The sequence below is a fragment of the Dictyobacter formicarum genome, from assembly GCF_016587435.1.
Genome location: NZ_BNJJ01000043.1, coordinates 1 through 11780 on the forward strand (window position 1 = coordinate 1; position 11780 = coordinate 11780).

Annotated in this window: 8 protein-coding genes; 2 read left to right on the forward strand and 6 right to left on the reverse strand. The window is 51.1% G+C overall.

The genetic code is table 11. The features are described from left to right. Window positions 1–471 precede the first annotated feature (471 nt). Complete coding sequence (locus JMI88_RS37785; RefSeq protein WP_201367266.1) at window positions 472–912, reverse strand: hypothetical protein; 441 nt, start codon at window positions 910–912, stop codon at window positions 472–474. Window positions 913–1339: 427 nt separating this feature from the next. On the opposite strand from JMI88_RS37785, the gene JMI88_RS37790 reads away from it, so the two are divergent. After that, window positions 1340–3280, forward strand: coding sequence for a sensor histidine kinase (locus JMI88_RS37790; RefSeq protein ID WP_201367267.1), 1941 nt, complete (start codon window positions 1340–1342; stop codon window positions 3278–3280). Between the two features lie 18 nt (window positions 3281–3298). Next, complete coding sequence (locus JMI88_RS37795) at window positions 3299–3955, forward strand: response regulator transcription factor (RefSeq protein ID WP_201367268.1); 657 nt, start codon at window positions 3299–3301, stop codon at window positions 3953–3955. Between the two features lie 34 nt (window positions 3956–3989). Here JMI88_RS37795 and JMI88_RS37800 read toward each other — a convergent pair whose 3' ends face one another. The 5 genes from JMI88_RS37800 to JMI88_RS37820 all read right to left on the reverse strand — a co-directional run bounded on the left by JMI88_RS37800 (window position 3990) and on the right by JMI88_RS37820 (window position 11777). Then, window positions 3990–5963 (reverse strand): serine/threonine-protein kinase, encoded by a 1974-nt coding sequence (locus tag JMI88_RS37800; protein ID WP_201367269.1) that lies wholly within the window; start codon window positions 5961–5963, stop codon window positions 3990–3992. Window positions 5964–6354: 391 nt separating this feature from the next. Then, complete coding sequence (locus JMI88_RS37805; RefSeq protein WP_201367270.1) at window positions 6355–7374, reverse strand: hypothetical protein; 1020 nt, start codon at window positions 7372–7374, stop codon at window positions 6355–6357. 471 nt (window positions 7375–7845) lie between these two features. Next, window positions 7846–10809: a molybdopterin-dependent oxidoreductase gene (locus JMI88_RS37810; RefSeq protein ID WP_201367271.1), complete on the reverse strand. Its 2964-nt coding sequence runs from the start codon at window positions 10807–10809 to the stop codon at window positions 7846–7848. Beyond that, window positions 10810–11388, reverse strand: a complete 579-nt coding sequence (locus JMI88_RS37815) for an FAD binding domain-containing protein (protein ID WP_201367272.1) — start codon at window positions 11386–11388, stop codon at window positions 10810–10812. A 47-nt stretch (window positions 11389–11435) separates the two neighbouring features. Then, window positions 11436–11777 (reverse strand): FAD binding domain-containing protein, encoded by a 342-nt coding sequence (locus JMI88_RS37820; RefSeq protein WP_201367273.1) that lies wholly within the window; start codon window positions 11775–11777, stop codon window positions 11436–11438. Window positions 11778–11780: the final 3 nt, after the last annotated feature.

The window sequence follows — 11780 nt, forward strand, 5'->3', positions numbered from 1 at the left end:
AGACATGTGCTCAGGTGGAGATGCCAGCGCTTCAGACTCGTCGAATTGATCATCAAGCACAATTGGAGTTCCGAAAAGATTATCCTGTTCAATGGGTATTTCTTCGGCTTGCACCGCGATAGGCTGTGTTTCCTGCTCAGAATCCTTCTGCATTTTAGCTCCTCGTTGCTCTATATATTCCACTCGCAAGTTTTTTATGGAGTCGCAACCGATGGTGTTCCGATCTTGTACCGTATTGGTACAGGAAAACGTCTCGATGCACACATCCATCAATGCTCTGTTGTTGCCTCATATAACATGCTTATGCATTTCATTATAGCAGAATATGAAAAGATAGCAAAGCATCGCAATTTCATTCAAAGCGTCTCTTTGTGCATAAAAAAAGGCACCTTCTAGATCACAATCATCCAGAAGGTGCCTGTAAGCACGATGCGATAAAATTAATAGTCTATATATATAAAAGGCCTGGAATTACTCACGCTCGGCATCCAGGTCCTCGGTCTCCCACTCATCGTCCTCGTCATTATCCTCATAATCATCATCTTCATCATCTTCATCGAGATATTCCAGGTCTGAGTATGAGTAATCAGTTAAATACGACTCTCGACGAATCTGAATTGTCGGTTGAATGACAGGAAAAGGTTTCAATCCGTTTAACGCATTTGGACCTTCCATTTGCATTTCGGGCATAGGAGAGCCCTCTCGCACTAAGACATTCTCTTCCATGGCTACCGACTCAAATCCCAGGCGCCGCAGGTCCATTACCATCCCGGGCCAGATGTCTTCAGAGTCGATAGCCCACCACTCACGACCCATGTAGCGTACCGGTCGGACACGCAATGGTCGGTTCCCCAAATCGTTCAGAATTGCTATCTGACGGCCCGATGGTTTGTTAGCTTGTTTTGATCCCACTTAGCACCTCCATAAATTTTTGGTGGTGACACCTGAATCTCTTATCTTCGTCCCTGAAGATTTTTTCCAGGATATACGTAAACTCTTACTCCTAACTGTCTTATGATACCCCGTTTTTTGTCGTAACTCAAGAGCAGATAAGGGGTTTCTTTAACATTCACATCAATATTAGGTAGTATCTCAATGTTAGGAATACCTATATGATTACACGTTCATACTATACATTTCTTTTCAATGAAAGCAAACCTGGAAGATTCTATGTAATCTCCGCCAAATTTACTATGTAAAAACTACAACAAGCCGAACTCATACAATATTCCAGCCAGGCAAACTCTTCTACATTGACTCGCTACTTAAAACAAGGCATAATTGATAAGATCATGATATATATACAATACAGGTTCAAATGACAAAGGCGGCGGATGCCATGATGCAAACAAGAAAATTTTTCCGAGCAAAGCATATACCACGCTCAACCCTACGGCGACTCCGCGTTATTCCCAGTTACTTCTTCCTGGTCTGGCGCTGGAGTATGTGGCTCTATGCGCTGGTTGTCATTGTCTTCACTCATCCTAGTTATATTGATACAAATACTGTCAAATACGGGTCAATGGCGGCACTTTTATTGGTAATTACGTTCATTGAAACCTTGATTGTCACACTCTATGCTCCTGTGCTGCAAATCCTCTTTCCGCGCTTACTAGCAGGCTCAATGCGTCGTACCAGGGAACAGGGGCAACTACGTAATCAGCAAGCGGACGAAGAAGGAGAAACAGAGCTCCTTCCACCATTCGCGCAAACGCGTAATCATTATTGGAATACCGCTATTTATGGTATGGATGTTATTATTTGTGGCCTTGTAATGTATTATAGTGGACCATTTTCGAATCCGCCATTTGGTCTGGGCTCTCCTTTCTATCGCTATGGGATGTCAACCGTCTTTGCGGCAGCGGCAGCGTTCCGCTATCAAGGAGGTCTGCTGGCCGCGCTGGGCTATGATTTGTTCGCGCTGCTGGGCTTGTTTGTGCATGCGCCCGGAGCGACCAATTATGCTCCTAATGCAGTCGACATTGTAGGTTCACTCGTTGATACACCAATTGTGGCAATTCTGGTAGCCTATTTATCCAATTTATTAGAAAACTATGCACGCAGTAAACGGCAAGAGCGCGAGAATGCTCGTACGCAGGCTGCGCTGGTCCATATTGGTGAAGCGCTACTACAGAGTAGTGGCGATCGCCAGGAATTGTTGCAGCGCAGCATAAAGTCTATTCAGAGAGGACGCTTTGATCGCCTGACCATCGCCTTGATTGACCTTTCACGCGATGAGGAACATGCTATCAGGGTTCCGCTCTACCTGGCACCAATGCTGACCTGTCAGGAAACTGCATTGCCATCAAGTCAGCTACCGGATGATAGTACACAGCTGATCCAGAAAGTGCTGCAAACTAAACAAAAATTGCTAACGTTTGAGTCTATTGGGAGCGAGAACAGGGGTATCGCACGCCTGTATTTGCTACTGCGCAAGGACGATCATGTACAATTGGTGCTGGGCGCCGAAAGTCTGCGCATGACGCCTTTTACAATGCAGCATGAGAAGTTTCTGACTATTGCTGGTACCCAGTTGCTGGTCGCGCTGGATAATATACGCCTGGCTGAGCAGACGGTGCAGCTGGCGGCAGATGCTGAGCGCGGACGCATCGCTCGCGAGATTCATGATGGCATTGCGCAACTGACGTATATGCTGAGCCTGCAGGCTGAGACATGTGAGGCACAGGCACAGCGCATCATTGAGGCCTCAGAAGAAGATGCCGAGCTGATCGCACCGCTGGCGGAACGCCTGGGCAAAATGGTAACGATCTCCAAGCAGGCTCTGTGGGAGACGCGCAATTATATGTTCTCGCTCAAACCCCTGATGAGTGGCACAACGACCCTGACGCAGATGTTGAGCAATCAGCTACGCGAGTTTGAGGCGATCAGTGATATCCCCACGCAGCTACACATCGAGGGGTCAAATGATATGTATGACGCTTCGCGTCTCCACACACGCCGCTATGCTCAGATCGGTACGACATTCTTCCGCATTGTGCAGGAAGCCCTGACCAATGCTTATAAACATGCTGAAGCTACCCGGCTCGATGTTACTATACGCTACCAACCCAGGAGTATTGAGGTTGATATCTGCGACAACGGCTGCGGCTTTCCCATACTCCCTATGCAAGACGCGCAGCAGGCACATGCAGAACTACATATCCTCTCTGGCCACGGCATAGGAGGAATGTACGAGCGCGCTACCGAGCTCGGAGGCCATTTCGAAATCTTACCTCAACCAGGCGGCGGCACAATCGTCCGCGCCGGCATACCTTTCTAGCCAGAAAAGGAGTTTCCCATGGCCAAAATCCGTCTCATGATAGTTGACGATCACGAAGTGGTACGTCTAGGGATGCGTGCTGCATTTGAATTAGAATCAGACATTAATGTGGTTGGCGAAGCCAGTAATGGAGCCGAGGCGCTGGCCAAGATCAGTGTCTTCATGCCCGAGGTCATCCTCATGGACGTGCGTATGGAAAAAATGGGCGGTATCGAAGCCTGCCGCGAGATTCGCAGCCAATATCCACAGGTCTCGGTCCTGATGATTACTTCTTATCCTGATGATGAGGCGGTCACAGCTTCAATCCTCGCTGGAGCCAGTGGTTATCTGCTCAAAAACGTGAGTCGCATAGAGTTGCTTAAAGCTGTGCGCCTGGTCGCGAGTGGACAATCGCTACTCAAACCTGAAACAACTAGAAAGGCTATCGCACGCATGACCAATATGGCCAGCCACAGCGGCCCCACACCCGGCGATGATCTCACCGACCGCGAGCGTGAGGTACTGGCGCTGGTTGCCCGTGGCTATACCAATAAACAGATCGCCGAAGCACTCTATCTAAGTGAAAAGACCGCCCGCAACCACGTCAGCCATATTCTGGAAAAACTGGGACTCTCGCGTCGCAGCGAAGCGGCTGCCTACGCCGTCGAACATAGACTGACTAATCCACGCGAATAGAAACCACAGACACAATTTGAGTGTTTATCCGCTCTCACGAGAGCGGATAAACACTCAAATTGCTATAGACCACACTGGTCGTATCACCTTTGTCCCATGCGGCCAGGAAACCGATATCGCCACTGTTTAAAGTGGAGTCTTGAATGGGGGCAGGTTGATACATGCCATTGATATAGAACAGAAGCGTGCCATCGCGCGCAATCACCTGCAGGCGGTTCTTATCAGTCCCGGTCTTCAGATCGGGCGAGGCCGTCCAATCACGCAGCACCGTCATTGTGCCTAGATCATAATTCTTCGAAACAGAAATTTTATAATTCCCCTTATCATCGATTTCGAATAAATATCCCTTCAAAGGGCCGACATCCATGCGAAAGAAGAGTCCTCCAGAATGGCCACTCTGAATCGACATGTCTACCTGGGCCGCAAAGTTCTGGAATCGCTTGCCCGCTTCATGACAACCGACAAAGGGACTGAGCTGATTGGCATCAACATGATAGCCATCATCATGAAATGAACAGGTCGTCAGATTGGTATCCCACTGCGCGGCCTGGGTATTGGCATTGTTGCTGTTATTTAAAGCGTCCGCGTAGAGCGGATTGGCAGCGGTAGCTGTTTGGATCACACCTGCGGTGGCGCTGGCTTTAGCCCGAGCGGTCGCGGTCGCCTGAGCCTGGGCGGTCGCGGTCGCTTGCTTTTTCTGTGTCGCGGTCGCGGTCGCCTGAGCCTGGGCGGTCGCGGTCGCCTGGGCGACAGCGGTAGCGCTACTATTAGCCTGCTGTACGGCCGTGGCCGTAGAAGCCTGGGCCGTCGAATGCAGATCCGGCGTGGCCGTGGGGCTAGGAGCCACCGTTACAGGACGATTAATGGTCGTCATAACTGCATAGGAAACTGGTATAGCAATAATCAATAAAATGATAATCGCGATCATGGTCACAATCCAGCCCTGGGTACGAGCAGTATGATTTTTCTGGGGAGCTGGAGGTGGATAAAGCAAGGACTGGGCCGCATAATATCCAGGAGCAGCCCCGTAGTACCCATCCTCAGGCGAGGTAGCCACCGGCGTTGGACGCGGCGCCGGTGGATAAGAAGCGGGCGGTGGCACAGCCTGACGATTTGAAGGCGTAAAAGCCTCACTCGGCTGCCTTTGAGCCCTGGCAGCCGGCAATTTGGCAGTCGCGCGGGCCGTAGCGGCGCGGCAAAAAGCGGTGGCCAGTTCGGCAGCACTACCATAACGTAAATCCGGTTGCTTCTCTAAAGCCCGCAATATAACGTTTTCGACCGCAGGCGAGAGATTGGGCACATATGTGTGGGGAGGCGGTGGCTGCTTATTAACATGCATAGCGACCACGGCAATCTGGTTCTCGGCCACGAACGGTAGGTGTCCTGTAACCATCTCGTAAAGCAGCACACCCAGCGAATAATAATCGCTACGTGCATCGGCCCGATAGTTCGACTCAAACAGTTCGGGCGCGATATAATCCACCGTTCCCAACACATTACCAGTACTGGTCAGCTGGGTAGAATCGCTCGAGGTACGCGCGATACCGAAGTCAGCCAGATAGCAACGCCCATCGGCATCCAGGAGCACATTGGAAGATTTAATATCTCTATGAATAATACCTTGCTCATGCATATAATCGAGCGCATCCGCGATATCACGCAGATAGCGGCATGCCTGTTTAAGAGCGAGAGGAGAGCGACGAATGCGTGCACGCAGGGTGCCCCCATCCATATAAGGCATGACGATATAATACACATTCATTCCATCAATGCGACACGTTCCTGTATCATAGACCGGCATCAGATGCGGATTATGAAGGGATGCCATCAACTGGGCTTCACGAATAAAACGCCTCAGGAGATCTTCATCCTCACGCTTAAACACTTTTACGGCAACTTCGCGCTCAAAGTGGGGGTCATAGGCCAGATAGACATCTGCCATGCCACCACGTCCTCTGAGCTGCTGTAATTCGTACCGATCGAGGTTTCTTCCCTCCAGATCTGCCATACATCACTCCAATACACCAAAGAGCAAGCAGATAGAAACTGCTTCTGTCTTTTGATAAACATAAGATATAAAACGATCTTATAAGCATTTCGTTGCTGTCTCTTGCAATCTTCTACAAACAGATACAACGAAATTTAAGCATAAAAATAAAGAAAATTATAAGATCAGCAGTATATAAGCAACACATCCAGGTGTAGTCGCGCGTCTACCATCCCGATGCACCCCTCACGGTGCCAGTATGGAGATGAAGGGGATAGGCAAGCATTGTGCAAAAATTGAGCTACATACACGGGTGAGGCATACCTTGCCTTATACAAGTGTATGCCTCACTATATCACGCAACAATTGTTTTCTCAACGCATGCGGCGCCTCTCGCCGGGCCTGATGCCAGTTACAGTTTTACATATAGCTGTGAAAGCACATCATAACGATAAATTGGATCACCCCGATGGTAACGCAAGGTGCCGTTATCGTTCTGTAACCAGACCATGATCTGAGTGCCGGCCGGGGCGTGAATCGGGTAACGCCAGTGATCAAGAGAATTGGAACCGGTGACGCCAAGCAACCATGCGCCGCCATCATCATTAATGGTGTTGGGTTCTAACTGGCTACAAGGTACCGAATCATCATCATGCGTATCGTTAACCTGGAAATCACAGGCTCGCAAGGTCATCCCGTTAAAACTGGCGGTGGGATCTGCATAGGGATAGTTGCTAAAACCTGGCACAACCTTATGCGGCAACATAGCCTGGGTCCAGATCCAGGCGCCAAGATGCAGCGGGAGCGCTGTTTGTACATTCAAATGTACGGTGACCGTGGAGGTGATGCGCAAAGTCAACAGGCAGCCTTTAGAACAATCAGGAGTATAATCCTCTGTCGAATGCACTTTGATGAGAGGCGTCGGTAGAACCTGGCGTGCGGTAGCCGCATCGATTTTCAGCAGGACGCCACCCAGGGCCACTATAGGATATTGGGGAGAAAGGGTCAGGATCATGCCTGGCTGCAAACGATGACAGTCCTGTCCAACATCGTGGCTCAATTGCTTAACGGTGTTGGCATTGGCATCGCTAAATACCTGGCTGGCGCCGTACATATGCATACTGTAAGCCAGAATCTCATCACAGTTATCGCCCTCTCCAACGGTATATTGAATAGAACCTACTTGTGGCAATGTTGTCAAAAAGGCCGGTAGAGGAGTAGGAGTCGGCAGATTAGAGACATTAGACAATGTATAAAACATATTGGTCACGGATGGTATAATACCACTTCCTGCATGGGCCCCATAGATAAATGTAGGGACCGCAAGTAGTACCATGATAGGAATAATAACTATTAATTTCCATGGTATGGAGCGAAAAAAGATATGCAAATTTTCTTTTGGCGTGCTTCTCGGGTGAAAACGATGAGCCATGAGCGACTCCAATCTAAACTAGTCTTATCCACACGCATTATAGCAGGGAATGACAGTAAACACTATCAATAGAAATAAGGGTACTATGCGGACAGAAGGCAAATTCTGGCGGCCATTCTTATGCGGCAAAAATGGCACCCGCTTTACACCTCCTATGTATTAAAATGCCTCAATACGTTCAATCACCATCATTATGCTCAATAATGCTATCTTTTTTATGCACACCTCCTACATCTTTTTAATAGTATGCAGGAAGAAAAATAGGATACTCTCTATTTATTAAGTCCGCTGTACGAAAATGGTTTTTACATAGAAATATATCGACCAAAAAGAGCATTCGTTTAGCCTCCCCCATTTTGAAAATTATAGCTACAAACACATTTTCATCAAAGCAGAAGTACCATATAAACAGCAAGAAGCTCAGCCTCTTGATAGGGGCTGAGCTTCTTGCTGTTTATATGGTGTTATCGTTTAGCTGGTTTGCCGGGCCATGTAGGCATGGATGGCGCGCAGGATACGCTCAGGGGTGAAGGGCATTTGTCGCATGTGAATGTCGGCGGCATCCAGGATCGCGTTAGCAATTGCCGGAGCGACGCCATACAGAGGGATGCCAACGATCGCTTTGGCGCCAAATAGCTCTGAGTTATCTTCAGACTCAACCAGGTAATTCTGCAGTTCGGGCATCTCAACAGCGCTGAAGGGATGGGACTCCGACCAGTTACGATTAAGAGGCGCCCCATTCTGGTCATAGAACATCTCTTCGCTAATACTGCGGCCCAGGGCCAGAGTAACATCTCCAGCGATCTGTGTCTCCAGGAGAGCTGGATTGATGGGATGACCGGCATCAACAGCGGTAATGACCTTGACGATGCGAATACCCCCAGTCTCCACGTCTAATTCGACCTCTACCCCCTGCGCGGCAAAGGTCATGGGGATAGACTGAGCCTTCCAGGATGAGTTGGTCATCAGTTGCCGGCCCTCTTTGTACATGGAATGGGTAGCAATCTGTGCCAACGTCAACTGGGTGCCAGCGGCCCCCTTAACGACCCCATCACTGATCTTCAGGGTTTCAGGCACGACGTTCAACATACGGCCCGCCACCATTAAAATCTGGCGGCGGATCTGCTCGGCGGCCCGCTTAACAACGTTGCTGCTCATATAAAAAGCCGTCACATCGTTGATGCCGCGCTCAAAGGGAGCTGAACTGGTATCGGCGGCATGCAAGAGGATGTCAAGCGTAGAGACGCCCAATACCTCGGCCGCAATCTGCGTCAGGAAGGTCCGTAGCTGGGTGCCGTTTTCACTGCGTCCCGCGAAGAGGTCAAATGAACCATCCTCATTTAATTTGATCGTTGCCCCGCTGGTTCCACCTGCCAGACCGGGATCACCGTAGAAGGAGAGGGCCAGACCAATACCGTGGCGGTAACGATCATTGCCGCGTCTGCCGCGTCGTTTTTTCCACTCTAGCTTCTCTTCCACCACACGCATACAGGCTGGCAGTCCACAGCTATCGATCACAGAGCTACTCACACGAGTCCCGCTAACGGCAGCGCGCAACGGATAGCGATCCCCGCTCTTGAGCCAGTTCAGTCGCCGCAGGGCTAACGCATCCATCTTCAATTGACGCGCCACTTCATCCATGTGGCTTTCGAGCGCGAAAAATTCATGCTGCAACTCATAGGCCTGTGATGTGCTGGCGGGAGCATGATTGGTATATAGAACTTCAGCCAGGAAGCGCATGTTGGGACAGGGATAAAGGGCCAGGGCATTAATGGTATGCATCTGGGCTGTTAAAGGATGGGTGGCGTAGGCACCAGTATCGGCCAGCACCACCATCTGGTTGGCCAGCAACGTCCCATCGCGCCGCACGCCAGTTTTCATGCGCAGGATATACTGTTGGCGTGTGTAGTTGCTGCGAAATTCTTCCGCCCGCGAATATTCCAACAATACCGGACGTTTAGTCTCCATCGTCAATAGCGCACACAGGTCCTCGCCCTCCATATGCTGGCGCAGGCCCAGGTTGCCACCAACTTCTGGCTGCTCAACCCGAATACGGCGCAGGGGCAAACCAATCAACTGCGCCAGAGTATGACGAATATAGTGTGGCAACTGACTATTGGTACGTACAACCAGATAATCGTCCTCATCAAAATACGTGAGAACGCTATACTTCTCCAGCGGAGCCTGTTGTACCGGCGGCACGATGTATTCAGTCTCAATTACATGGTCGGCAGCGGCAAAACCTTGCTCGACATCGCCCACTTCATTGCGGACGCGAGCAGCAATATTACGTTCAGCATCCGAAATACCTTGTGACTCACGCTCGGCATGCACACGTGCAGCTCCCGAAACCAGAGCCTGGCGTTGATCCAGCACAGTTGGCTGCACCTCATATTCAACTGAGATCAGCTTCAGAGCCTGATCTGCCACTTCCTGTGTCTCGGCCACCACGACCGCGACACGATCGCCAACGTAGCGCACAACATAATCCAGGCAATATTGATCTAGCAGCGGCTCTGCACTGGCATGACGCTCAATACGGGCATAAGGAATGCGTGGCACATCTTTATAGGTCAATACAGCCAGCACACCGGGCAGGGTTCTGGCCGCCGAGGCGTCGATCGCGCGAATAACGGCATGCGCATGGGGACTGGTTAAAACACGAGCATAGGCCAGCTGGCGCGGCTGGACGTCGCCAGCAAACTTCGATTTGCCAGTAACAGCTTTGATGGCGTTTTGCGCCGAAGCAGCAGACCCGATGACCTGCAAGTGCCTCCTGGGAACTGGCACAATCGGCGCCGCTGGCGTGGTCATCATCTGTGACGTAATCACAGGTATCTTGGTTGTGACTGCTCCGCTGTTCGCGGCCACGCTACTGGCCTGTAGGTCTGGCGCCTTCACGCTATCGCTTTCAGCCTGCTCTGCCACTGGAACTTCGGCGGCAATAGTAGTATGCGTCAATGGTTCAACTTGCTCACCACGTAAGATGGCGGAGGCACGCAAAACAGCCTGTACAGGTTTAATATACCCGGTGCAGCGACAGATGTTGCCAGAGAGCGCGTCACGCACCTCATCTTCTGAAGGAGAAGGATTGCGCTGCAGGAGCGCATAAGCGGAAAGCAGCATGCCAGAGGTACAAAAGCCACAGCCGGCGGCTCCCAGCTCAATAAAGGCTGATTGCAAGGGATGCAGCTTTTCGGCGCTTCCCAGACTCTCTACCGTTGAGAGGGTGCAGCCACCCACCTGAGCGGCAAGCATGACACAGCTTGGGCGCGGGACACCATCTACCAGAACGGTGCAGGCGCCGCACTCGCCCGTTTCACAGCCATGCCTGACGCTGCTATATCCCTGGCGCCGCAATAGCGAGAGCAGCGGCTCATTGGGCGCGACCTCCAGGCCCTCAACGACCCCATTAATACGTAATTCGAGTTCCATCTAGCTTCCTCTTTCAGATGACACCATGCCGCGCCAGCTGGCTACGTTCATTGCTTCTTCAAGCGCGCGATACGCTAACCCCATGCCACTCACGCGTCGATAACTACTGCTGGCACGCACATCTGCCGGAGGGCGAAATGTGGACATACCTTCTTGCAAGGTGGTGAGAAGTTTCTGGCTATTGAGAGGATTCATGACAGGCTGGCCTTCAAGCAGTTGCTCGACCCTATACAAGCGAACCGGATCCATTGAAGCGCCTCCCATTGCCAGGCGTACTTTGCGATAAACTTTGCCCTCAATCTCAACCAGGGCGGCCGCATTTAAAAGCGCCACATCCGCCGCTGTGCGACTGACACGCATCAATGAGGTTCCGCTACTCAAAGCCGGGCGAGGCACCATAACCTCGATAATCAGCTCTCCCGGACGACGCTCACTGGTAACCTCTCGACATAGGATACGGCGCTCCTGCTTTCCTTTATAAACAACGCCCGACAACGCCAATCCAGGGCGCTCGTGCGTGCCCGCGCTCAGATCGATCTGTGATTTTGATCCCGAACGCACGACAACTTCTGCGTCCATGGCCACCAGGGCCGTCAGCAAATCAGCCTGCGAGGCCCCGCCAGTCGCTACAGTCCCCCAATGGTTGCGCTATTGCGTATCAAGCGCGATGAGGAAGAGGCATAAGCTGAACGCGCCAGCAGACCAGTCGCGAAGTCCCTTAAGAGAGGAGCATCCGCGATCTGCTGCAATGTCGTCATGGCACCAATATGGACTCCACGGGCATCCTCAGAAATAGAGGCAAGATCCAGATCCCGGAGGTCTACCACGGCCTCGATACTATCATCTTGTAGACCCAGCAGATAGGTTCCACCAGCCAGAGGCACCGTCTTGACATCAAGACGACCCAGTAACAGAAGAACATCGTCGATGTCCTCCGCCCAATGATATTCAATCAGCTCGAGTAGCATAGG